The organism is Anabaena sp. CCY 9613, from assembly GCF_963920895.1.
In the GTDB taxonomy this organism is placed as follows: Bacteria; Cyanobacteriota; Cyanobacteriia; order Cyanobacteriales; family Nostocaceae; genus Cyanocohniella.
Window position 1 is genome coordinate 80027 of record NZ_CAWUDE010000001.1, and the last position, 25621, is coordinate 105647.

The following is a 25621-nucleotide window of genomic DNA, read 5'->3' on the forward strand; positions in this document are numbered from 1 at the left end:
AACGGGAAAAATTACATGCGTACAAATTCATCCATTGTTGACGACCAAGGTTTAATGAACAACTTCGCCATTGAGCCAAAGATTTACGTAGATGAGCAAGGCGATCGCACGGGGTTTACACCCTACGCAGAATTACTCAATGGTCGTTTAGCAATGATTGGCTTTGTTTCTCTCATAGCATTAGAAATATTCACCGGACAAGGCATCATCGGACTTTTGACAAGTCTGTAAAAACTAATCTTAACAACATAATTTTTAACGAAACTGTAGAGGCGAGAAATTTCTCGTCTCTAATTTTATGGATAACCTACTTATTTGTTGTTGCAATTTTTCTTCAAAAAGTTATTTCTTAAACTCTGCTTGAATAAATGATTATCTTCAGATAATGTCCGTAGATTATTTAGTTAATCTATGTTTTTATAAATACATAAGTTTGAGTCGAGTGAGGTACAGTACAATGTTTAAAAATTTTCTATAGTAAACTTTTATACGTACCTCATCTACACGAAACCTCTGTATTAGTTTTTCAATTTTTTAGAGAAGAGGAAAATGAAGAAGTTCACCAGTTTAATGATTGTCGGGGCAGTATTGTCAATGAGTGCGCCAGCATTGGCTGAAAGTCGTGCGGTTAATATCAGTATTGGCAGTATTGGTGGTTCCTTAGATAATGTCGCTTTGCGAACAGTTCGCCAAGTTATCGGGTTTGCGGTTGCTACTGGCACCGTCGATAAATTTATTGTATATAGTCCCAGGAATGGTTCTCCTATTCCCATCGAAGGAGGTTTATCTGCTTGTGCTGAAGCTGGTTTCGGCATAACTGATGCCAGATTTAATGCTTTTATCCAGCAGTTGCGTTCAATTACACCCCGCTCAGGAACTTTCTTAAATGTAGAACCTACCGCAAGCTGTAAACTCAACTAAGAATGTTGGTGCTGATGTCATTTTTCACCTTGAGATTCCCGTGGGCATAACAGACAAAGAAATGGAATTCGTGGTGATTTATCAACAAATAGAATCATCAGCACCCTCAAAAACACCCCAAGAATTGAGATGGTCACCAAGATTTTTTGAACCGGGTTTATTTGACGGGCTTAGAGGAAAAAGTGCTGAGTTTGTTGGAGATAGAAATCGAAGGTTGACACTTGTTAAATAATGTTTGATCGTTGCCCTAGTACCTCTGCTTGAAATAGGCTATTTATATATTGCTAAGGTGATTTACCGAGATTCCAAAAAAGAGCCAGAGCAAATCTAAGGATAACGTCCCACTACAAAACTTCATTGGTTCGCGCATCTTAAATTTCCCTACTACTCGATGAATTATTTGCAGTCTTATCCGACGAACTGGACTATTTGCATAAATTAGCGCCAACAACCATATCTATTAATAGCCAAAGTACAAAGCTCTTGACTATGGGAATATCGCATCAGGCGATCGCATGAGACAACGAGGATATTCAGTTTGATCACATCAAGTTAAAAGCTTGATTTTACAACCATTTTAATCTCATGCGCGAATTAGAGGGGCTGAAACTCTGACAAATTTATTCTCGATTTTTTCATCACATTTCCGAAAATTTAGTAATTTCATTGTATTCAAATACAACAGTAATTCTTGTCGGAATTAAGAGGAATTTCCCGTAAAATTACTTGGTATTTTTATGCGGAAAATCCCAAAATTATTGTGACTTAGATTATTTCACCAACACAAATCATGGTTGAATTTTCCACTTTAATTGCACTCTTACGCTATAGAGCGCTGAATCAATCTGAAGCAACTGCCTATACTTTTCTTTTAGACGGTGAGACAGAGAGCGTCAATTTAACTTATCAAGAATTGGATCAAAAAGCACGAGCGATCGCTGCTCAACTTTTGCAAACAGGGGGAATACCAGGTTCACGAGCCTTACTTTTATATCCCCCAGGAATGGAATTTGTGGCAGCTTTTTTTGGTTGTTTGTATGCGGGATTTGTGGCGGTTCCTGCCTATCCACCCCGACGCAATCAAAAAATGTCTAGGCTCCAGGCAATTGTTTTAGATGCCGAGGCAGCCGTCGCACTAACCACAGCATCCGAGTTAGCCAGTATTCAAACTCAATTAACTGAAAACCCTACACTAGCAGCATTACCTTGGCTGGCTACCGATAACATCGACAATAATTTAGCCGCCAATTGGCAAGAACCAAAAGTTAACAGTGATACTCTGGCTTTTCTTCAGTACACATCAGGTTCTACAGGTACACCAAAAGGTGTGATGGTCACTCATGGTAACTTGCTGCATAATTCCCAGCTAATTTATCAATTTTTTGGACATACACCCACAAGCCAGGGTGTAATTTGGTTGCCACCGTACCATGATATGGGACTCATCGGTGGGGTAATACAGCCTCTTTATGGTGGTTTTCCTGTTACACTCATGCCACCAGTGGCTTTCCTCCAAAAGCCTTTTCGCTGGTTACAAGCAATTTCCCGCTACCAAGCAACTACCAGTGGGGGGCCTGATTTTGCCTATGATTTAGCTTGTCGCCAAATCACTCCCGAACAATTGGCAAGTTTGGATCTCAGTAGTTGGGAAGTAGCATTTACAGGAGCAGAACCAGTCCGCGCTCAAACCTTAGAACGGTTTGCGGAAACTTTTGCACCATGCGGTTTCCGTCGGGAAGCATTTTATCCTTGCTATGGTATGGCGGAAACAACTTTGATTGTTTCTGGAGGAGCAAAATCTCAAGCTCCAATAATTCGTCATGTCCAAGCCACAGCCTTAGAGAAAAATCAGGTTGTAGATGCTACAAGTAAAAACAATGTGCGGACTATTGTGGGCTGTGGTCAAAGTAGCCCAGACCAAGAAGTGATGGTTGTAGAGCCGGAATTATTAACTCGTTGTCCAGATGGGCAAGTAGGAGAAATTTGGGTATCAGGAGCCAGTGTTGCTCAAGGTTATTGGCATCGGGAGGAACAAACAAAACAAGCTTTTCAAGGCTACTTAGCTGATGGTCAAACAGGCCCCTTTCTCCGTACTGGGGATTTAGGATTTTTGTTGGATGGCGAGTTGTTTATTACAGGTCGCCTGAAAGATTTAATCATTATCATGGGTCGTAATCATTACCCCCAAGATATTGAAATCACCGTGGAAAATAGCCATCCAGCCCTACGTTCCAGTAGTGGTGCTGCATTTGCCGTGGAAATCAACAATGCAGAAAGGTTGGTGGTAGTCCAAGAAGTAGAGCGCAGTTACCTACGTAAGCTCAACGCCAATGAAGTTATAGGTGCAATCCGTAAAGCTGTAGCAGAGGAACACGACTTACAAACTTATGCGATTTTGCTACTAAAAACTAACAGTCTGCCGAAAACTTCCTCTGGTAAAGTGCGGCGCAGTGCTTGTCGAGACGCTTTTTTCACCGCTTCTCTGGATGTGGTGGCAGATTGGAGCCTCAATCCTGAAAATAAAAGCCAATTCCGGCATTTGGAATCGGAAGTTGACTATCTGTTGGAAAAGCTGAAAGCAGGTGATTTACCAGCATTAGTTACAGAAAGTCAAAGTCCAGTAAGTTCTCATACTGTAGACCACAGCCAAGAATCGCCCAAAAAAGAAGAAATTACTGCTTGGTTGGTAGCTAAAGTTGCGGAACAATTACAAATTTCTCCTCAAGAAATAGATATTGATGAACCTCTAGCACAATATGGACTAGGTTCATTAGCGGCTGTGAGAATTTCTGGTGAACTCCAAGAATGGTTAGAAAAAGAGCTTTCGCCGACTCTGTTGTATGATTACCCGACAATTCAAGCTCTGGCAGCATATTTAGCAGGTGTAGAGCCTGTTTCCACAGATTTAGAGGTGACATCTAACAATACCAAAGAAAACCATGCGATCGCTATTATTGGTATTGGTTGTCGTTTCCCCCAAGCTGATAATCCAGAGGCTTTTTGGCAATTACTACGGGATGGTGTAGATGCTATTAGTGAAGTTCCTTCTGCTCGTTGGAATGTAGATGCTTTCTATGACCCCAAACCCAACCAACCCGGTAAGATGAATACTCGCTGGGGAGGATTTCTCTCACAAGTAGACCAGTTTGACCCGCAATTTTTCGGCATTTCCCCACGAGAAGCCGAATCAATCGACCCCCAACAACGGCTGTTATTAGAAGTAAGTTGGGAAGCTTTAGAAAATGCTGGCAAAGCACCAGAAAAGTTAGCAGGAAGTAATACGGGGGTTTTTGTTGGTATTAGTAACTTTGATTATTCTCAGCTACAGTTTCATCAAACAGACGGCTTAAACGCTTATACAGGTACAGGTAACGCTTTCAGTATCACTGCTAACCGTCTTTCTTATTTATTAGATTTTCATGGCCCTAGTTTGGCAATTGATACTGCTTGTTCATCCTCTTTAGTAGCTGTTCATCAAGCTTGTCAGAGTTTACGTCAAGGAGAATGTGAACTGGCTTTAGCTGGTGGTGTAAATCTAATTTTGACTCCCCAATTAACCATTACTTTTTCCCAAGCTGGCATGATGGCTAGTGATGGTCGTTGTAAGACCTTTGATGCTGATGCTGATGGTTATGTCCGGGGTGAAGGCTGTGGTGTAGTAGTTCTGAAGCGTCTGACGGATGCTCTGCGAGATGGAGATAATGTGTTGGCAGTAGTCAGAGGTTCCGCAGTTAATCAAGATGGCCGCAGTAACGGACTGACAGCACCTAATACCCATGCTCAACAAGCTGTCATTCAAAAAGCTCTACAAAATGCCAAAGTTACCGCCACCGAGATTAGCTATGTAGAAGCTCACGGTACTGGCACATTTTTAGGCGACCCCATCGAGATGAATGCTCTCAAAGCAGTGCTGACCCCAGAGCGATCGCCTACACAACCCTGTATGATTGGTTCTGTGAAGACTAATATCGGTCACTTAGAAGCGGCTGCGGGGATTGCTGGTTTAATCAAGGTGATACTCTCTTTACAGCATGAGCAAATTCCCCCACACCTGCATTTCCAAGCAATTAACCCCCATATTGCCTTAGCAGAAACGCCATTATCTATTGCTACTCAACTCCAACCTTGGCAGAGGGGTCAACAACAACGGTTAGCTGGTGTATCTTCCTTTGGTTTCGGTGGTACTAATGCTCATGTCATCCTAGAGGAAGCACCATTAACAGTTCAAAATGACTCACAAACTCCAGAGCGATCGCTCAATATCCTAACACTATCAGCGAAAAATGAAGCTGCTTTACAGGAATTAGCCCAACGCTACGAAACTTATTTAGATAACAATCCAGAACTACCCATTGCAGATATTTGTTTTACAGCTAACACCGGGCGATCGCATTTTAATCATCGTCTAGTTACTGTTGCCAAGTCAAATCTAGAATTACAAACTCTACTAGGAGCCTTCGCTAATCATAAAGAAATAAATGGGTTAATGAGCGATCGCACCCCTAGCAATCAACGTCCCAAAATCGCCTTTTTATTCACAGGACAAGGTTCTCAATATGTGGGCATGGGAAGGCAACTTTATGAAACTCAACCCACCTTCCGCGCCTGTCTAGACCGATGTAATGAAATTTTACGCCCCTATCTGGACAAGCCTCTACTATCGGTTTTATACCCCGAATCGGCAAACGATTCTCTACTCAACGAAACCGCCTATACCCAACCCGCCTTATTTGCCTGGGAATACGCCTTAGTACAATTGTGGAAATCTTGGGGTGTAGAACCAACCGTAGTCATGGGTCACAGTTTGGGTGAATATGTCGCCGCCTGTGTTGCTGGCGTATTTACCTTAGAAGCAGGTCTGAAGCTGGTAGCACAACGAGCGCGCTTGATGCAGGAATTACCCCCAATTGGTGAAATGGCTGCCGTATTTGCCAGTGAGTCACAAGTAGCAGCTGTAATTCAACCTTACAGCCAAGAAATTGTCATCTCTGCAATTAACGCCCCGGAAAATATCACTATTTCTGGTAGCAGTGCAGCCATGACAGCAGTTTTGGCTCAACTTGCAGAACAAGGAATTGAAGCTCGACGTTTAAAAGTATCTCACGCCTTCCATTCTCCTTTGATCGAACTCACGTTAGATAAATTTGAGCAACAGGCAAGTTTGATAGAATATCAAGCTCCTCAAATTCCTATGGTGTCAAATCTTACAGGGAATTTCCTGACTCCGGGACAGATACCAGATGCCAAGTATTGGCGCAACCATACCCGTGAGAGTGTGAAATTTATGGCAGGAGTAAATAACTTATTTGCCGCAGGGTATGAAATTTTTGTAGAAATTGGTGCTAAACCAGTTCTCAGCAACTTGGGTAAACTGTGTCAGCAAGATAAAAACGCTGTTTGGCTATCTTCTTTAAATGCTCGCCAAGATGATTGGCAAACGTTGTTAGAAAGCTTATCTAGCTTGTATTTACAAGGCACAGATATTGATTGGGATGGATTTGATAGAGATTATCCACGTCATCTATTATCACTTCCCACTTATCCCTTCCAAAGAAAACGTTACTGGATTCAATCACCAAATTCAGTTAATTCAGTAACTTTAAGTACAACAATACAGGAGAAAACTTCAGAAAAATTACTGGCGGAACCAATAGCTCATAGTACCTCAAAAGCTTTGGTTAAAAAAGTTATGAGAGAGCAATTACAGCTTATGTCACAACAATTAGCCGTTATAGGCGCTAAAGGCTGGCCGACAAACAAAAAATAATTTTGCTGAATTTTCAGTAATTTTACTACGTGAAATTGAAGTTTACTAAAGTGTTTTCTACAAGTTGTTGGCATTCTACAGCAATGTCACAATAAATAACTCTCAATTAACTGCATAAATTGTGCAAGTCTGACGATAGATATATATTGATGAGTTTTTAGTTAAGTCTGTTGTTAACAACTTGTAGGGCATCACACCAAAATCCAAAATCCAAAATTATGTAACTATGAGTACTTATCAACTGGAAATGAATGGTTATCATAACCAGAAAAAATCTGATAACTATGAATACGAAAACGTCTTGACAAAATTACGTATAATTGTTGCCAAGTTATTAAAATCTGACCCAGAAGCAATAGATATTGATGCACCTTTTTTAGAAATGGGAGCAGATTCTATTGTGTTAGTTGAAGCTATCCACGATATTGAAAATAGTTTTGGCATTAAAATTTCCATTCGTCAGTTATTTGAAGAACTGACAACTCTGACTGCCTTAGCAGATTATATTGGGCAGAATATGACCCCAGAATTGCCAGATGTTGAAGAAACTGCACAATCAGAAATGCAGATGTCAGATTTTCTGCCGATAGTGAATGGCAAAGTTAAGGAAACTGAATCAGATGACTTTTTAGAAGAGATTATTAGCCAACAGATGCAGTTGATGTCCCAGCAATTAGAAATTTTGCGGGGCTATGGTTCAACGGTAGAAAATCATCAAAATGGTCATTCTCAATCTACACCAAAAAGACAAGCGATCGCTCCTGCCAAAACAAAACCCAATAAACCAGCTTCACCATTTTTTCGCCCCGCAGAAATCCGCGCTAGAGGCTTGACTCCCCAACAGTCAGGCCATTTAGAAGACTTGATTACCCGTTATACTCAGCGCACCCAAAAATCAAAACAACTCACCCAAAGCTATCGACCAGTATTAGCAGATAACAGAGCTTCTGTAGGCTTCCGTTTTTCTACCAAAGAAATGTTGTATCCCATTGTAGGCGATCGCTCGATGGGTGCGAGAATGTGGGATATAGACGGCAACGAGTATATAGATATTTCAATGGGATTTGGGGTGAATTTATTTGGCCATAGCCCCGAATTTATTACCACAGCTATAGCCAAGCAACTCCAACAAGGAATGCCTTTAGGCCCCCAAACCAGCCTAGCTGGAGAGGTAGCACAGTTAATTTGTGAACTCACTGGATTAGAAAGAGCTTGCTTCTGTAATTCCGGTACCGAAGCCGTCATGACTGCCCTCCGTTTAGCACGCACCGCCACCGGACGGCATAAAGTAGCTATGTTTGCCGGTTCTTTCCACGGTAGTTGTGACAGCACGTTAGGAATGCCAATGGCGGGAAACGAGCATCCCCAAGCCCAGCCCATTGCTCCGGGAATCACGCCCAACACAGTAGCAGATATGTTGGTGTTGGAATATGACAATCCCCAATCTTTAGAAATCATTCGCGCTCACGCCCATGAATTAGCAGCCGTACTTGTAGAACCAGTACAAAGCCGTCGCCCTGATTTACAACCCCAAGAGTTTTTACGCCAACTCAGACAGTTGACACAAGACACAGGAATTGTCTTCATCCTTGATGAAATGATTACCGGTTTTCGCATCCATCCCAGAGGCGCACAAGCTTGGTTTGGGATTGATGCCGATATTGCTACCTACGGCAAAATTGTCGGTGGAGGAATGCCGATAGGGGTAGTTGCAGGTAAAGCAGCCTATATGGATGGTATTGATGGCGGGATGTGGAATTATGGCGATGGTTCCTATCCCCAAGCAGATACCACATTCTTTGCAGGTACATTCTGTAAACATCCCCTGGCGATGGCGGCTGCTCGTGCAATTCTGCAAGAAATGAAGCAGCGTGGCCCGGCTTTACAAGCAGAGTTAAATCAACGCACCGCCAAGTTAGCGGCCACATTAAACGCTTATTTTACCACCGAGGATTTACCCATCCAGATTGTACATTTTGGTTCTCTATTCCGCTTTGCCTTTACAGAAAACATTGATTTGTTATTTTATCACCTCCTTTGTCAAGGCATTTATATTTGGGAAGGACGTAACTGTTTCTTATCCGTAGCTCACACCGACGCAGATATCGCTCAATTCATTCAAGCCATCAAAGATAGTGTAAAGGAGTTGCGCGCTGGCAATTTTTTTCCTGAATCGCCCTCGATAACTGCATCGCAGGGCGAGAAACCATCAGAAATTGTTCCCTTAACCGCAGCCCAAAAACAACTGTGGGTATTAGCGCAAATGGCAGATGAAGGCTCCTTAGCTTACAACGTTGCTGTGAGTGTGGAATTGCAGGGAGTATTTCACCTAGAAGCAATGCGTCGAGCCGTACAAACACTGGTAGACCGTCATCAGGCATTACGGACAATTATTCAAGGTGATGGACAACAGATATTGTCAACTTGGCAAATAGATGTGCCTTTAATTGACTTTTCTGGGATGGAAACAGAGGCAGTTGCTCAATGGTTTCAAAAAGAAAGTTTAAGACCTTTTAATTTGAGTCATAGCCCTCTAATACGTGTTAGTATCCTCAAACGCGCCCCAGAACGACACACCCTAGTCTTAACTGCTCATCACATCGTTGTAGATGGTTGGTCAATGGGTGTCATGTTGCAAGAGTTAACAAGTTTGTATTCTGATGAGTGTTTGGGTGTTGCCAATCAGTTACCCTTACCTATGCAGTATCAGGAATACGTGCAATGGCAACAACAGCAAAGCCAAACCCCGGCAATGGCTGAACATGAAGCTTATTGGTTACGACAGTTTGCTGATTCTATTCCTGTTTTAGATTTACCTACAGACTACCCACGTCCACCAGTTAAAACCTACAACGGTAGCAGACAAGTTCGACATTTAGATGCTCATCTCTATGGCGAGATTAAACGCTTGGGCAAACAAAATGGTTGTACTTTGTTTATGACTTTATTGGCTGCTTACACAGCCCTACTCTATCGCCTGACTGAACAGCAAGATATTTTAGTGGGGATTCCTGCCAGTGGACGCACTTTAGCGGGTAGTGAAGGAATGGTTGGTTATTGTAGTCACCTGTTGCCTATTCGTAATTTGATTAACAAAGATGTAAGTTTTTCTCAGCATCTCAAAAATCAAAGAAGTATCTTGTTAACAGCTTACGAACACCAAGATTATCCCTTTGCCAAGTTAATTGACCAACTCAATATCAAACGTGATGCCAGTACATCTGCTTTGGTAACAACTACCTTTAATTTTGACCGACCTGTAGATGTGCCATCAATGTATGGTTTACAAGCTAATTTGTTGCCTCAACCCATTAATTTTGCTGATTATGACCTGAGCATGAACGTCTGGGAAATGGGGGATGAATTAGTAGTAGAGTGCGACCATAACACAGATTTATTTGCAGCTACTACTATCGACCGCTTTTTAGAACATTTCCAAACTCTGTTAACTGGGTTAGTAAATCACCCGGAACAAAGTTTGTGGGAGTTACCTTTGCTGACATCTACCCAAAAGCAGCAACTTCTGGTGGAGTGGAATCAAACTCAGATGGATTATCCCCAAGATAAGTGCATCCATGAGTTATTTGAGCAACAGGTACAAAAGAATCCTGATGCGGTGGCGGTGGAATTTGCTGGACAACAGCTCACCTATCAAGAATTGAATAGTCGTGCCAACCAACTGGCACATTATTTACAAAGCTTGGGCGTAAAGCCAGAGGTTTTGGTGGGGATTTGTGTAGAACGCTCCTTGGAAATGTTGGTGAGTATTTTAGGAGTCCTCAAAGCTGGTGGTGCATATCTGCCCTTAGACCCAGCTTATCCCCAAGAGCGTTTGAGTTATATGTTATCTGATGCTCAAGTATCGGTGTTGTTGACTACTGGCAAGAGTGGGTAAATCAAATGCCCCTGGTAAGCTGGTCGGAAAATGTCCGTCTGTTAATTGTTGGTAGCGATAAGGTGCAACGAGAGCAATTTGTCGCTTGGCAAAATTATGTAGGTAAAAATGTCGCTTGGCGTAATGCTTATGGCCCCACAGAAGCGACTATCACCGCTACAGTTTATGGTTCAGAAGATAATCTTGAACTAGCAAACACTAATTTCCTCCCCATTGGTCGCCCCATCGCCAACACCCAAGTTTACATTCTTGACAGATATCTGCAACCAGTCCCCATTGGTGTTAAAGGTGAATTACATATTGGTGGTGCTGGTTTGGCGCGGGGCTACCTCAATCAACCAGAATTAACTGCCCAAAAATTCATTACCAACCCCTTTGATAATGTCCAAAACACTAAAATCTACAAAACTGGAGATTTAGCCCGCTATCTCCCAAATGGGACTATCGAATTTATCGGTCGAATTGACCATCAAGTGAAAATTCGCGGCTTTCGCATTGAGTTAGGAGAGATTGAAACCGTCTTGATGCAACATTCCTTGGTGCAAGAATCTGTAGTTTTAGCTAGTCCCGATTCAAATGGCAATCAACGCTTAATCGCCTATATTGTCTGTGGACAGGAGCAACCCCAGAGTAGTGAACTGCGCCGCTTTTTAAAGGAAAAACTACCTGAGTACATGATTCCTGCTGTGTTTGTGACTCTAGAATCCCTGCCTTTACTGCCCAATGGTAAACTCAATCGTCATGCTCTACCCGCACCGGAAACAGCTTCCCCAGAGCCAGAACAGCAAGTAGCACCCCGCAGTGATATAGAGCAAACCCTAACGCAAATCTGGGCAGAAATTCTCGGACGCAAGCAAGTAGGCATTCATGACAACTTCTTTGAATTAGGTGGAGATTCGATTATTGCTCTACAAATGGTTGCGAAAGCCAATCAACTGGGTTGGCAATTTACCCCAAAACAACTTTTCCAACACCAAACCATTGCCGAATTAGCCACGGTGGTTGGTAATGCTCCCACTATCCAAGCCGAGCAAGGTTTAGTCACTGGTGATGTCCCCCTCACTCCTATTCAGCATTGGTTCTTTGCCGAAAATCTTCCCGAACCACATCACTATAATCAGTCGGTGCTGTTGGAAGTGCCAGCAAATCTAGAGCCAAAGTTACTAGAACAAGCAGTAAAACACTTGCTAATTCATCATGATGCCCTACGGCTGCGTTATCAACAATTAACATCTACTTGGCAGCAAATTAACGCTGCACCGGATGAGATAATTTCTTTCACCGTCGTAGATTTATCAGAACTACCTTCCTCGCAACAACCAAGCGCCATTGAATCTCAAGCCTCACAAATACAAGCCAGCTTAAACCTGACACAAGGGCCAATTGTACAAGTTGTACTGTTTCATTTGGGTCATAATCAACCAGGACGATTGTTATTCATCATCCATCACCTAGCAGTCGATGGTGTATCTTGGCGGATTTTGTTGGAAGATTTGTTTACCGGCTATCAACAACTGTTACAAGGTAAGTTTATTCAGCTACCACGTAAGACCACATCCTTTCAAGAGTGGGCATCTTTGCTGCATACTTACGCACAATCGACAGCTTTATCACAGGAGTTAAACTATTGGCTCAAACCTGCTCAAAGTGAAATTAACTCTTTACCCACTGATTATCCTGCCAGTAAACCAGTCAACACTGTCGCTACTACCAAACAAGTATTAGTCACACTGGATGAAGCACAAACCCAAACTTTATTACAGGAAGTACCAGCAGTTTACAATACTCAAATCAACGATGTACTACTAACAGCTTTAGTAGAGACTTTCGCTCAATGGACAGGCAATCATCAGCTATTAATTGACCTAGAAGGTCATGGACGGGAAGAATTATTTGAAAATGTGGATTTATCCCGTACCGTTGGCTGGTTTACTACTGTGTTCCCTGTAATTTTACAGCTAACAAATGCGGAAAACCCCTCAGAAGCCTTGAAGTCTATTAAAGAGCAACTACGCTCGATTCCTCAGCACGGCATAGGCTACGGATTGTTACGTTATCTCAGCCCGGATATTAACATCCAGTCCCGACTAGCAGCAATGCCCCAAGCAGAAGTTAGTTTTAACTACCTTGGTAAGTTTGATGCAGTTGAGTTAGATTATCCAGGATTGGCACTAGCAAAAGAATCTAGTGGAGTAACAGAAAGTCCTTTAGGAAGTCGTAGTCATCTGTTAGAAATTGATGGATTTGTAGTTAATAATCGACTGCAATTTACTTGGAAGTATAGTACCAATATCTATCAAAAAACTACGATTGAAAATTTGGCAGAAACGTTTATTGCAGAATTAGCATCTTTGATTACTCACTGCCTGAAATCAGATGTTGGTGGCTATACAACTTCCGACTTTCCTGAAGTCAATTTAAATCAAGCAGAACTTGATGATTTACTCAATGACCTAACAGTTTTAGAAGATACTTCTCTCAATTTCTTAGAAGATTTTGAATATTCTTTAGAAAAAGAGTTGAATAGTATATTAGCTGAAGAATTAAAAGATTGGTAATTCTCAGAGCCTTGCAGCTACGTGTCATTGATTAAATATTTAAAACAGATTTTATTGACACGCAGCTTATTTTTGGAAATTTGCTCACTCGGATTAATTGAGGTAATATTTGATGATTACAACTACACGCAATGAAGAAATTACAAGAATTAATAATCCTAGTCAACAAGAATTTTCTCAACTTTGGCGACAAGGCAAACCCTTTATAATTGATGGTGTAGCTAGTAATTGGCAAGCTTGTAAAAATTGGTCTAATGATTATTTAGTCGATGTTTGTGGACAAAATCAAGTACCTGTAGAACGTTATCCTGAAAATTACTTTGAAGGATACAACTATGCCAAATTAGAAAATATTCGCACAACTATGTCCTTTGCTGAGTATGTGGATATTGTTGAAGGCAAAACAAATGACAAACGCCTCTATTATCTAGCTCAGATAGATATGTACAAGTATTTTCCTCAATTAATGGAAGATATTGTTTTTCTAGACTTTTTCAAAAAAGAACCAAGAGATGTAAATTTATTTTTTGGATTCAAAAACAAAAATCACGCTTCAATTAGTAAGCTGCACTTTGATGACGTGCATAATATTTTTGTCCAAGTCAGGGGGAAAAAAAGGTTTTTGTTATTTCCTCACACTAATTATCTGGCATTTTATCCACCAATTGAAGATGATAATTATTCCTCAACTTGTAGCAAAGTAAATCCTGATGCACCTGATTTGACATCATTTCCTAAATTTCCTCTGCACAACAAAATAGAAGTGATTCTTAACCCAGGAGAAATATTATACATTCCGCCTTTTTGGTGGCATCATGTGACAGCTCTTGATGAAAATATTTCTTTAACCTTTTGGTATTCTCCTGGTATTAAAGACTTCTTGTGGCAAAAGGGAACTTTAGCAGCATTTTTGCAATTTGCACCTCACGTTATCCCTCGGTTTATCAGAAGTCAACGGAAAAGAAATTTGATGCTGGAAAATGAGTAAAAGTTAAAGAATTACACGTAAATTTGATAAGTTTTTTGACCTCTCCCCCGACCCCTCTGCGACGCAGAGAGGGGAGTGAAAGCCAAATTTTTCTTTGCTTTTCCCGCTCCTGACAGATATCTAATCACTAACCGGCGAAACTATGACTACACAAAACAAAAATATTGAATCTATCTATCCTCTTTCTCCTATGCAACAGGGTATGTTGTTTCATACTCTTTACACTCCTAATTCTGGGATGTACTTTGAGCAGTTGATTTGTACTTTGCATGGCAATCTCAATGTTGCAGCCTTTCATCAAGCTTGGTTGCGGGTTGTAGAGCGCCATCAGGTTTTGCGATCGCTCTTTGTGTGGGAACATGGTAAACAGCCTCTCCAGGTGGTTTGTAAGTCTGTGAAGTTACCTTGGCTGAAGCTAGATTGGCAAGAGTTTTCCTCAGATGAACAACAACGACGATTAGAGGCTTTTTTAGAGTCTGAACGACAACAAGGTTTTAAACTAGACCAAGCTCCTTTGATGCGTTGCACGTTGATTCAAGTGCAAGCTAACACCTACCAATTCGTCTGGAGCCATCACCATCTGTTAATGGATGGTTGGTGCTTGTCTATCATCCTCAAAGAAGTCTTAACGTTCTATGAAACATCCGTTCAAGGGGAAAATTTCTCTTTAACTCCGCCTACTCCCTACAAAGACTATATTTCCTGGTTACAAAAACAAGATAGTTCTCAATCTCAGGCGTTTTGGCAAAAACAACTCCAAGGTTTCACAACTCCCACGCCTTTAATTACCAGCCAAGTTAAAAGCCATCCTGCGAATCAAGGACAAACTTACACAGAACAACATTTATCATTACCAAAGACTCTGACCCAGAATTTACAAACTCTAGCACAAGAACAGCATCTAACTCTCAATATCTTAGTACAAGGGGCTTGGGCGTTATTGCTTGGTCGTTATAGTGGGGAATCAGATGTTTTATTCGGTACTACTGTATCTGGCCGTCCCTCTACTTTAGCGGGTGTAGAGTCGATGGTGGGCTTATTTATTAATACTTTGCCGATCAGAGTAAAAGTTGCACCAGACACTCAGTTGTTATTGTGGCTCAAGGAGTTACAGGCGCAATTAGTAGAATTAGACCAATACTCCTACACTCCTCTAGTTGATATTCAGGGATGGAGTGATGTACCGAGAGGAACGTCTTTGTTTGAGAGTCTGGTAGTTTTTGAGAACTATCCTTTAGATGCTGCTTTGCAAAAAGGTAACAGCAGTATAGAAATTAGCAATGTGCGAGGCTTTGAACGAACAAATTACCCGTTAACCGTAGTAGTTACCCCAGGGGCGGAATTATCTGTGCAACTCAAATATGACGCATATCTTTTTGATGTTGGCACTATTAATCAAATATTAAGGAATTTCCAAACCTTACTAGAGGAAATGGTGATTAAACTACAAGCTAACCTCCAGGAGTTGCAACTATTAACCAAAGCCGAGCAGCATCAGCTGTTGGTGGAATGGAATCACACCCAAACCAACTATCCCCAAGATAAATGTATTCATCAGTTGTTTGCACAACAGGTGGAAAAAACCCCTGATGCAGTGGCTGTAGTCTTTGCTGGTCAACAGCTGACCTATCAAGAGTTAAATAATCGTGCTAATTCTCTAGCTCATTACTTGCGTAGTTTAGGGGTGGGAGCCAATGAATTAGTTGGTATTAGCGTTGAACGTTCTTTAGAAATGGTGGTGGGATTACTGGCTATTTTAAAAGCTGGTGGTGCATATTTACCTTTAGACCCGACTTATCCAGTAGAACGCTTATCTTTAATGCTGGAAGATGCTCAAGCGAGGGTGCTATTAACCCAACAACACCTGAGCCAGCGATTACCCAACCAAGGAGTTACACAAGTTTGTCTGGATGCAGATTGGGACAATATCAAAGAGCATAGCCAAGAAAACCCAGTCAACAATACTAATGCGGAAAACCTGGCTTATGTAATTTATACATCTGGTTCTACTGGTAAACCGAAGGGTGTCATGGTTCCCCACCGGGCTGTGAATCGTTTGGTTTTAAATACTGACTATGTAGAAATCACTGAAACTGATGTCATTGCTCAGGTATCTAATTGTTCCTTTGATGCAGCTACCTTTGAAATTTGGGGGGCGCTACTCAACGGCGCACGTTTGGTGATAGTCAGTCAAGATATTGTGCTGTCACCCCAAAAGTTTGCTACCTGTATTCAACAGGAAAAACTAGGGGTGATGTTTTTAACCGTAGCGCTGTTTAACCAAGTAGCTAAAGAAGTACCATTCGCATTCCAATCAATGCGGTATGTTCTCTTTGGGGGAGAAGCCGCAGACCCTCGTTGGGTGAAAAAAGTATTAGAAAATGGTGCGCCAGAAAACTTATACAATGCCTATGGCCCTACAGAAAATACTACCTTCTCAACGTGGTATCGGGTGCAAGATGTCTCAACCCAAGCTGCGACAATTCCTATTGGGAGAGCGATCGCTAATACCCAGACATATGTACTAGACAAGCATCTCCAACCAGTACCAGTGGGAGTCCCCGGCGAATTATATTTAGGGGGTGACGGTCTAGCTCTAGGTTATTTACATCGTCCAGAACTGAATGCAGCCAAATTTATTCCTAATCCCTTCGGTGGTTCTCAATATCTCTACAAAACCGGCGATTTAGTGAAATATCTGCCTGATGGCAATATTGAGTTTATTAGTCGCATTGATAATCTGGTGAAAATCCGGGGCTTTCGGATTGAACTGGGGGAAATTACCGCCGCCTTGCAACAACATCCAAGCGTCAGCGATGGGTTAGTTTTGGTTAGGGAAGACCAGCCAGGAGAAAAACGGTTAGTTGCTTACATTGTCTTGCGCGAGTCAGCCACAACCACAGTAAATGAACTGCGTCAGTTTCTCAAGGCAAAATTGCCAGAATACATGATACCTTCTGCGTTCATCATTCTGGAAGCGTTACCCCTTAACCCCAACGGTAAAGTAGACCATCGCGCCTTACCTGCACCCAACGCAAATCATCTTCAAGATGACCAATATCAGCCACCCCGGACACCCACAGAGGAAGTTGTAGCGGCAATTTGGTTGGAAGTTTTAAACTCACAAGTTGGTGTTAATGTCAACTTCTTTGAAGCCGGGGGACATTCTCTCCTAGCAACACAGGTAATTTCTCGATTGCAGAAAGCCTTTGCTGTCGAATTACCCTTACAATACCTCTTTCAATATCCCACGATCGCTGAACTCAGTGAATGTATAGATCAAGTCCGTCAAGGTGATAACAGCCTAAAATTACCTGCGATCGCACCAGTTGACCGTACAGAGAAATTACCTCTATCCTTTGCCCAACAAAGATTGTGGTTTTTAGATCAACTAGAAGGAGGCAGTTCTACCTATAATGTGCCAGCAGCCTTAGAGTTGAAAGGGACTTTAAACCCAGTAGCCTTAGAGCAAAGTTTAGTAGCGATCGCCCAACGTCATGAAGCTTTGCGTACTACTTTCCCAATGGTTGATGGGTATCCTGTGCAGGCGATCGCCGACGATATCAAGATTAGTTTACCAGTAGTAGATTTACAAGAACAACCCTACAAAGTCCAACAATTAATTTTAGAAGCAGCCGCCCAACCCTTTGACTTGGCACATGGCCCATTACTCCGAGGTATGTTGCTACGTCTAGACGCAGAATCTCATGTACTCGTGCTGATTATGCACCATATTATTTGCGATGGTTGGTCAATGGGAGTATTTCTTTCCGAATTGTCTACTCTCTACGGTGATTCTATAAAAGGACAATCTCCTTCCTTACCTCAATTACCTATTCAATATGCAGACTTTGCTTACTGGCAACATCAATATTTAACAGGTGAGGTGATGGACACTCATTTATCTTACTGGAAACAACAACTAGCTCATTTAACCACATTGGAATTACCAAGCGATCGCCCCCGTCCCGCAGTGCAGACATTTCGTGGTAGCAGGCAAGATTTAACATTACCATCAGACCTGAGTACAGAAATTAAAGCCCTAAGTCGTCGGGAAGGCACTACTCTTTTTATGACCTTGATGGCTGCATTTAAGACCCTCTTATACTGCTATGCCAATCAAAATGACATTGTTGTTGGTACAGATGTCGCTAATCGTAACCGGGTAGAAACAGAGGGCATAATTGGTTTTTTTGTTAATCAACTGGTGCTGCGTACAGACTTATCTGGAAATCCCAGCTTCCGCGAATTACTAGCACGTGTTCGGCAAACAACCTTGGCAGCCTATGACCACCAAGATATGCCCTTTGATCAATTGGTAGCAACCCTCAACCCAGAACGGGACTTAAGCCGGACTCCCCTATTCCAATCCAAATTTGTCTTGCAAAATGCTCCCATGCCTCCCTTGCAATTGGACGATTTAACATTAAATGTTGTCGAGATTGACGACGGTACAGCTAAATTTGATTTGCTCTTAACAGTATGGGAAACAGAGTCAGGTTTAAGCGGTAATTTAGAGTACAGCACAGACTTGTTTAATCATGCCACCATCACCCGGATGTTAAGCGATTACCAAACAATTTTGCGTACTGTTGTTAGCCAAAACAATATTAATTTACAGGCGATAAAAGCAATCTTGGCAACAGCAAAAGAGCAAGATTTTCAACAAGTCAGACGCAACAAATTTAAAAGTTTCCAACTCCAGTCTCAAAAAAATTGACGGGGTGGGGAATGGGGAAAGTCTTTTTATCATTGCGTATTTTCAAGATTAATTCAGATGTAAGTTGGTTTAAGCGATAGCGCAACCCAAAAAAGCCTCAAAAATATTGGGTTTTATGCCCTTAAGTGAATCGTGCAAAAAAATATTAACTTAGGTAGAACAATGAAAACACAAAACATTACCCCAGTACAAAAGCCCGCTTTTAAAAAAATGTGGGCGAACAAAAAACAAACCTTCCAGCCAAAAGCTATCAGTGTATCATCGCAAAAATTAGTTGATATTAGTTATTTACAGCCAGGAAAATCCTTGCCGTTAGTGGTACAACCACAGCTTTCTGAATTAAATTTGCACATTTGGGCGCAAAATAATCAGGAATTCATCGAAACCAACGTGTTGAAATATGGAGGAATCTTATTTAGAGGTTTTGATGTTAATACTCAATCTGATTTTGAACAATTTGTTAATTCTGTATGTCCACAACTCATGCACTATTTGGAAGGTGCAACGCCACGTACACAACTTAGTGATAAAGTTTACACATCAACTGAATTTCCGCCAGAACACTCCATTGCCTTGCACAACGAATTATCCTACGTAATTACTTGGCCAATGAAGATATGGTTTTGCTGCATCCAACCCGCTACTCAGCAAGGAGAAACACCAATTGCTGATATGAGGAAAGTTTTCCAAAGAATCAATCCCCAAATTAAAGAGCGATTTATGGAAAAAGGGTGGATGTTAGTTCGTAATTTTGGTGATGGATTTGGTCTTCCTTGGCAAAGAAGTTTCCGTACTGATGATAAACAAGCTGTGGAAGCATACTGCCGCAATGCTCATATTACAACTGAATGGAAAGATGATAATCGCCTCAGAACTCGACAAGTGCGCCCCGCAGTAGCCCAACATCCCAAAACTGGCGAAATGGTATGGTTTAATCACATTATGTTTTGGCATTTATCCAGTTTAGAACCACAATTTCGTGAGCGATTTTTGAATGAGTTTAGCGAAGCAGATTTACCATATAACACCTATTACGGTGATGGTTCTCCAATTGAAGATTCTGTAATTGCGGAAATCCGAGAAGCCTATCAACAAGAAACCATAGTTTTTCCTTGGCACAAAGGCGACATCATCATTCTGGACAATATGTTGGTTGCTCACGGACGTAATCCTTATGCTGGGCCAAGAAAGATTTTGACAGCAATGGGTGAACCATTTACTCGCACCCCCAATAGTTAACATTTAACGAAATTACTCCCATGCAGAATGAAAAAATTTACGGCTTTCAACTAGCGCCGCAACAAAAACATCTATGGCAATTACAACAACAAAATAACCAAGCTTATCGCTCTCTGGTTGCTATAGAAATTACAGGTAATTTACATTTAACAACTTTAAAAACAGCTTTAGAAGTTGTTGTCCAAAGGCATCAAATTCTGCGGACTGAATTTCATTGCTTGCCAGGAATGAATTTGCCATTACAAGTAATCACTGATAACAGCAATATATTCATTGAATATCAGGATTTGAGTGGCAGAGAAACTCACAAACAACAACAAGCGATCGCATCTCTTATTGAATCAGCCAAAAAACAGATTTTTGATTTTGAGCGATCGCCTTCATTGCAGATATCATTGCTAACTCTGTCTCCTTTTCAGCATACATTGTTAATTAACTTACCTAGTTTGTCTGCTGACACCATCTCACTCCATAATTTAGTTACAGAAATCAGTCTTGCCTATCAAGGTTTAGAACTAACTGATGAGCCAGTGCAGTATATTTTATTCTCAGAATGGCAGAATGAATTATTAACAGCACCAGAGGCAGAAATTGGTCGAGCATACTGGCAACAAAAAGACCTCTCCCACGTTTCCGGCTTGCAATTACCAACAGTAAATCAGTCTGTTGCTCAAACTGCATTTTACCCCCAAGTTCTGACTCGCACAATTCACCCAGAACTAGCAGCTAAAATTTCCGCTATTGCTGACGAATTTAATACTTCCGAATCAACCTTTTTATTAACCTGCTGGCAAATTTTACTCTGGCGTTTAACCGGCGTTGCAGATATGGTAGTTGGTACTGCTTGTGATGGTAGGCCAGAGGAAGAACTCAAGGAAACTTTGGGATTATTTGCCAGATACTTACCCCTAAATTGTCATTTGGAAAATGATTTCAAGTTGGGGGAAGTTTTAGAAGAATTGGCTTTAGTCAAAAATCAAGCTGAAGATTGGCAAGACTGTTTTACTTGGGAGCAGGTTTTTCAAACTGATGAGGATTTAGAAAACCCCTCTCCAAACCTCTCCCCTGCAAGGAGAGAGGCTTTAAATCTTCCCCATTCCCTTATAGGGAAGGGGGCTAGGGGGTTAGGTTCTGCGTTAGCTTTTTCAACTCATGTACCTTTCCTACCTTTTTGTTTTGATTTTTTTGAACAATCTCGTAATTTATCCACTACTGGAGAAGTATCCTTTAATTTATCTCAAACCTACGTTTGTTTTGACCAATTTCATGTCAAACTCTCGTTTATCCGCAGCGATGATTTTCTGGTAGCTGAGTTTCATTATGATGCTGGTTTATTCTCGGCAACAGATATTGCAGATTTAGCGGCTCAGTATCAGATTTTACTAGAAAGTGTCATTCAAAATCCCCATACAGCGATTGGTGAATTGACGATTTTACCACCTGCACAACGTCAACATTTACTAATTGATTTCAACAATACACAAATAGACTTCCTGCAAGTCCAGTGTTTACATCAGCTATTTGATCACCAAGTAGAACGTACTCCTAATCATATTGCTGTTACCCATGCAAACGAGCAATTAACATACAACCAATTAAATCATCGTGCCAATCAATTAGCGCATCATCTCCAAAAGCTGGGAGTTAAGCCTGATGTCTTGGTGGGAATTTGTATGGAGCGTTCCCTAGAGATGGTTGTGGCTTTGTTGGGAGTGCTGAAGGCTGGCGGCGCATATCTGCCAATTGATCCCATGTATCCCCAGGAACGGGTAACTTTTATGGTGGAGGATGCCCAAACACCAGTAATATTGACTCAACAAAAACTTATTAGCATTCTACCTCCACATTCTGGAAAGACGATTTGCTTAGATACAGACTGGGAAGCGATCGCTCAAGAAAATACCACAAATCCAGTCAGTGATGTCACTATTGATCACCTCGCCTATGTAATTTACACATCAGGTTCCACAGGTAAACCCAAAGGGGTAATGCTGCCACACCGGGCAATTTGTAATCATATGCTGTGGATGCAACAGGATTTTCCCCTGACAGCTACAGATAAGGTATTACAAAAAACTCCGTTTAGTTTTGATGCTTCTGTGTGGGAATTTTATGCACCTTTGCTAGTGGGGGCGCAATTGGTAATGGCGCAACCAGGAGGACATCAAGACAGTGATTACCTTGTTCAAACTATTGTTGAGCAAAAAATCACAGTTTTGCAGGTTGTACCAACTTTGCTGCGGATGCTGTTAGAAAACGACAATATCCAGGATTGTACATCCCTAAAACGAGTATTTTGTGGTGGTGAGGCGTTATCGGTGGAACTGCAAGAGCGCTTTTTCAACCATCTCAATGCAGATTTAATCAATCTTTACGGCCCCACAGAAACTTGTATTGATGCGACATTCTGGACTTGCCAGCCTGGAACAGCCAAGCAAATTGTGCCGATTGGTCAAGCGATCGCTAATACCCAAGTGTATATCCTCGACCAGCATTTACAACCTGTGCCCCTGGGCGTAAGTGGTGAGTTACATATTGGTGGTGCGGGTTTAGCTAAAGGTTATCTGCATCGTCCCGACTTAACCCAAGAAAAATTTATTCCCAATCCTTTTGGCAACGGTAAATTATATAAAACTGGCGATTTAGCTCGGTTTCTGCCAGATGGCAACATTGAATACTTGGGAAGAATTGACCATCAAGTAAAAATACGGGGATTCCGCATTGAATTAGGAGAAATCGAGGCGCTGCTGAGTCAATATCCCCAAGTGCGATCGTCAGCTGTCATTGCCCGTGAAGATGAACCCGGTAATCCCCGCTTGGTTGCCTATATTGTTCCCCAGCCAGGACACACCCTCAACGATAGCGAGTTACAGCAATATCTCCACGAAAGTTTACCCGATTACATGGTACCCTCTGCCTTTGTCATGTTGGAGGCTCTACCTCTAACCCCCAACGGCAAACTCAACCGCCATGCTTTACCCGCACCAGATACATTGCGCCAGGTTTCCCATAGTTACTTACCTCCCCGTGATGCGATCGAACTGCAATTAGTCAACATTTGGGAAGATATCTTAAATGTCCGTCCTGTGGGAGTGCAAGATAACTTTTTTAATTTGGGTGGACATTCTTTAATGGCTGTGCGCCTCATGGCTCAAATTCAGCAACAGTTGGGTAAAAATCTGCCTTTAGCAACGTTGTTCCAACATCCCACTATTGCCCAAATTGCTGATGTTGTAAGGCAAGATGCCGCAGTTTCTCCTTGGTCGCCTCTAGTAGCAATTCAACCCCAGGGTACTAAACCACCTTTCTTTTGTGTGCCTGGGGCTGGTGGTAATGTCCTGTATTTCTACCATTTGGCGCGTCATCTAGGTTTAGACCAACCATTTTACGGACTGCAAGCCTTGGGTTTGGATGGAGAATCACAACCCCATACCCGGATTGAAGATATCGCTAAAGATTACATCCAAGCAATCAAAACTGTGCAACCGGAAGGCCCCTATTATTTGGGCGGACATTCCTTTGGTGGTCAGGTGGCTTTTGAGATGGCGCAGCAATTATTGGCAGTAGGTGAGCAAGTCGCTGTAGTTGTCATTTTCGATACTCCTGCACCTCTTCCCGGTATTCTCCCAGAACGTTTTGATTGGGATAGCGCCACTTGGTTAGTTTATCTATCTCAAATCATCTCGCGGTTGTGTGGTCAACAACTATTAGTATCTTACTCAGAATTACAATCACTCGACCCAGAAGCACAATTACATTATTTCCAAGACCAGTTAACAGCCGTTGGTTTGTTACCACCGGAAACCGGAGTTACCCAGGTTCGCGGTTTGGTGCAAGTGTTCCAAGCCAACAAACAAGCCCGTTATTTACCAACAGAGGTTTATCCGACCAAAATTGCTTTGTTTCGAGCTAGTGAATTGCATCCTGATGATGCGGCTAGTGCCGAAATTGATGAAAATATGCTGCCTCAAGATGCAGCTTGGGGCTGGAGCGATTTTGCCAGTACAGATGTTGATGTGCATTGGATACCGGGTGATCATTTGTCCATGATTGTTAATCCTCACGTACAGGTATTAGCAGAACAATTGAAAACTTATTTTGAGCAAGTTTAGGGGGTTAGTGAACAAGTGAGGAGCAATGTCATGATTACCCAACATCAAAAAAACATAGGAATGCGAGTCTTTACACTCATCTGGTTCGGACAGATGGTGTCTTTGATCGGCTCAGGCTTGACAAATTTCTCTTTAGGTGTATGGGTATACCAAGAAACTGGTTCTGTAACTCAGTTTGCTTTGATTTCCCTGTTTACCAGCTTGCCGACAATTTTAATTTCCCCTGTAGCAGGGGCGTTGGTTGACCGTTGGCCGCGACGCTGGATCATGATTATTAGTGATGTTGGTGCTGGTCTTTCTACAGGAGCGATCGCTTTTCTTTTTACTTTTGGTCATCTGGCAACATGGCATATTTATGTTGCAACTGCGGTTAGTTCCTGTTTTAGTGCCTTTCAATGGCCAGCTTATACAGCAGCTACTACTACTTTAGTCCCTAAGCAAGACCTCGGTCGGGCTAACGGAATGTTGCAATTAGGAGATGCCTTAGCCCGATTAGTTTCACCTTTATTAGCTGGTGTATTATTAGCTACTATCAAGCTACAGGGAATTATTTTAATTGACTTTGTGACTTTCACTTTTGCTTTAGTGACTTTATTACAAGTCCGTTTCCCTAAAGGAATTGTTGATCCGCAATCGACAGAAAAACCTTCCTTAATGAAAGAAGTTACCTATGGCTTAACTTACATTCTGCACCGTCAAGGTTTAGTAGGGTTACTGGTTTTCTTCGCTATTACTAACTTCCTGGTGGGAGTAGTACAGATATTAGTCACACCCCTGGTGCTATCTTTTGCTTCCCCCACAGCTTTAGGTTCAATTCTGACTATTGGTGGTGTGGGGATGTTAACCAGTAGTGTAGTCATGAGTACCTACAAGGGGCCACAGCAGCGTATTAACAGTATTTTCGGTTTTATGTTGCTGGGGGGATTGTGTATTATGGCGGCTGGATTGCATAAATCAGTCCCCCTGTTGGCGGTGATAGCGTTCTTATTCTTCTTTGGTCAACCAGTTATTAATAGTTCCACTTTAATAATTTTTCAAAAGAAAGTTGCACCGAATGTCCAAGGACGCATCTTTGCTTTAATTAGTGCGATCGCAAACGCATCTTTACCTTTTGCTTACGTGGTGGCTGGACCATTAGCTGACCACGTTTTTGAACCATTAATGAGTGAAGGCGGCTTGTTAGCAGACAGTATCGGTAAAATCATCGGAGTCGGTACTGGACGAGGTATTGGGTTGATGTTCATCATCATGGGAGGACTGAGTGTATTAGTGACTGCGATCGCTTATCAATATCGTCCTCTGCGATTAGTAGAACATCAATTACCTGATGCAGTTGAAGATGAAACTACTGCTGTAGCTGAGATTTAAGCAAAACACACCAGATTTTACCCACTCCTCACATACACAAACAAATTCACCAA

At 41.9% G+C, this 25621-nt stretch carries 10 protein-coding genes; all 10 read left to right on the plus strand.

Annotated elements, in window-relative coordinates; all coding sequences use genetic code 11:
• Positions 1-15 precede the first annotated feature (15 nt).
• The 10 genes from ACM0OT_RS00320 (at position 16) to ACM0OT_RS00365 (ending at position 25568) form a co-directional block, all read left to right on the plus strand.
• A complete protein-coding gene (locus tag ACM0OT_RS00320; protein WP_414561744.1) occupies positions 16-231 on the plus strand; it encodes a chlorophyll a/b-binding protein in 216 nt (71 codons plus the stop codon).
• Positions 232-549: 318 nt separating this feature from the next.
• Positions 550-921, plus strand: a complete 372-nt coding sequence (locus tag ACM0OT_RS00325; RefSeq protein ID WP_414561746.1) for a hypothetical protein — start codon at positions 550-552, stop codon at positions 919-921.
• A 790-nt stretch (positions 922-1711) separates the two neighbouring features.
• Positions 1712-6688, plus strand: a complete 4977-nt coding sequence (locus ACM0OT_RS00330; protein WP_414561748.1) for a beta-ketoacyl synthase N-terminal-like domain-containing protein — start codon at positions 1712-1714, stop codon at positions 6686-6688.
• A 226-nt stretch (positions 6689-6914) separates the two neighbouring features.
• Positions 6915-10583, plus strand: coding sequence for an aminotransferase class III-fold pyridoxal phosphate-dependent enzyme (locus ACM0OT_RS00335; RefSeq protein ID WP_414561750.1), 3669 nt, complete (start codon positions 6915-6917; stop codon positions 10581-10583).
• Between the two features lie 5 nt (positions 10584-10588).
• Positions 10589-13141: a condensation domain-containing protein gene (locus tag ACM0OT_RS00340; protein ID WP_414561752.1), complete on the plus strand. Its 2553-nt coding sequence runs from the start codon at positions 10589-10591 to the stop codon at positions 13139-13141.
• A 112-nt stretch (positions 13142-13253) separates the two neighbouring features.
• Complete coding sequence (locus tag ACM0OT_RS00345; RefSeq protein ID WP_414561753.1) at positions 13254-14129, plus strand: cupin-like domain-containing protein; 876 nt, start codon at positions 13254-13256, stop codon at positions 14127-14129.
• A 142-nt stretch (positions 14130-14271) separates the two neighbouring features.
• Positions 14272-18849 (plus strand): amino acid adenylation domain-containing protein, encoded by a 4578-nt coding sequence (locus ACM0OT_RS00350; protein ID WP_414561754.1) that lies wholly within the window; start codon positions 14272-14274, stop codon positions 18847-18849.
• Between the two features lie 162 nt (positions 18850-19011).
• Positions 19012-20088: a TauD/TfdA family dioxygenase gene (locus ACM0OT_RS00355; protein ID WP_414561755.1), complete on the plus strand. Its 1077-nt coding sequence runs from the start codon at positions 19012-19014 to the stop codon at positions 20086-20088.
• 20 nt (positions 20089-20108) lie between these two features.
• On the plus strand, positions 20109-24200 hold the full coding sequence (locus ACM0OT_RS00360) for a non-ribosomal peptide synthetase (RefSeq protein WP_414561757.1): 4092 nt from the start codon (positions 20109-20111) through the stop codon (positions 24198-24200).
• Between the two features lie 30 nt (positions 24201-24230).
• A complete protein-coding gene (locus ACM0OT_RS00365) occupies positions 24231-25568 on the plus strand; it encodes an MFS transporter (protein WP_414561759.1) in 1338 nt (445 codons plus the stop codon).
• Positions 25569-25621 lie beyond the last annotated feature (53 nt).

Coding starts and splice junctions, on each gene's coding strand:
- ACM0OT_RS00320 (WP_414561744.1), top strand. CDS start 16: ATGCGTACAAATTCATCCATTGTTGACGACCAAGGTTTAATGAACAAC.
- ACM0OT_RS00325 (WP_414561746.1), top strand. CDS start 550: ATGAAGAAGTTCACCAGTTTAATGATTGTCGGGGCAGTATTGTCAATG.
- ACM0OT_RS00330 (WP_414561748.1), top strand. CDS start 1,712: ATGGTTGAATTTTCCACTTTAATTGCACTCTTACGCTATAGAGCGCTG.
- ACM0OT_RS00335 (WP_414561750.1), top strand. CDS start 6,915: ATGAGTACTTATCAACTGGAAATGAATGGTTATCATAACCAGAAAAAA.
- ACM0OT_RS00340 (WP_414561752.1), top strand. CDS start 10,589: ATGCCCCTGGTAAGCTGGTCGGAAAATGTCCGTCTGTTAATTGTTGGT.
- ACM0OT_RS00345 (WP_414561753.1), top strand. CDS start 13,254: ATGATTACAACTACACGCAATGAAGAAATTACAAGAATTAATAATCCT.
- ACM0OT_RS00350 (WP_414561754.1), top strand. CDS start 14,272: ATGACTACACAAAACAAAAATATTGAATCTATCTATCCTCTTTCTCCT.
- ACM0OT_RS00355 (WP_414561755.1), top strand. CDS start 19,012: ATGAAAACACAAAACATTACCCCAGTACAAAAGCCCGCTTTTAAAAAA.
- ACM0OT_RS00360 (WP_414561757.1), top strand. CDS start 20,109: ATGCAGAATGAAAAAATTTACGGCTTTCAACTAGCGCCGCAACAAAAA.
- ACM0OT_RS00365 (WP_414561759.1), top strand. CDS start 24,231: ATGATTACCCAACATCAAAAAAACATAGGAATGCGAGTCTTTACACTC.